This window comes from Mesorhizobium sp. M7D.F.Ca.US.004.03.1.1, from assembly GCF_003998635.1.
GTDB classification, from domain to species: Bacteria; Pseudomonadota; Alphaproteobacteria; order Rhizobiales; family Rhizobiaceae; genus Mesorhizobium; species Mesorhizobium loti.
In genome coordinates this window covers 1-389 of sequence record NZ_RZQG01001875.1, presented here as the reverse complement: position 1 = coordinate 389, position 389 = coordinate 1, and the positions used below count along the sequence as shown (strand labels likewise).

Annotated in this window: 1 protein-coding gene; it reads left to right on the top strand. The window is 63.0% G+C overall.

From position 1 onward, the window contains the following. On the top strand, window positions 1–389 hold a 389-nt coding region (gene phnD, locus EN935_RS40470; protein WP_127374469.1), incomplete at both ends, for a phosphate/phosphite/phosphonate ABC transporter substrate-binding protein.

Here is a 389-nt window from a genome sequence, read left to right as displayed (position 1 = left end):
CGACATGAAGGAATTTCGCGTCGGCATTCTCGGCGGCGAAAACGAAACCGACCGGCTGCGCAACTACCAGTGCCTCGCCGACCACTTGAAGACCGAATTCGGCTTCGAAAAGGTCTCGCTGTTCCCCGCCGCCGACTATGACGGCGTCATCCAGGGCCTGCTGGGCGGCACGCTCGACTTCGCCGAACTCGGCGCTTCCGGCTACGCCAGCGTCGTTCTCAAGGACCCGAAGGCAGTCACCCCGATCCTCACCACCCAGCAGACCGACGGCGCCACCGGCTACTATTCGATCGGCCTGGCGCTAAAATCCTCCGGCATCACCGACATCAAGTCGGCCAAGGGCAAGAAGCTCGGCTACGCCGATCCGGATTCGACCTCCGGCTACCTGA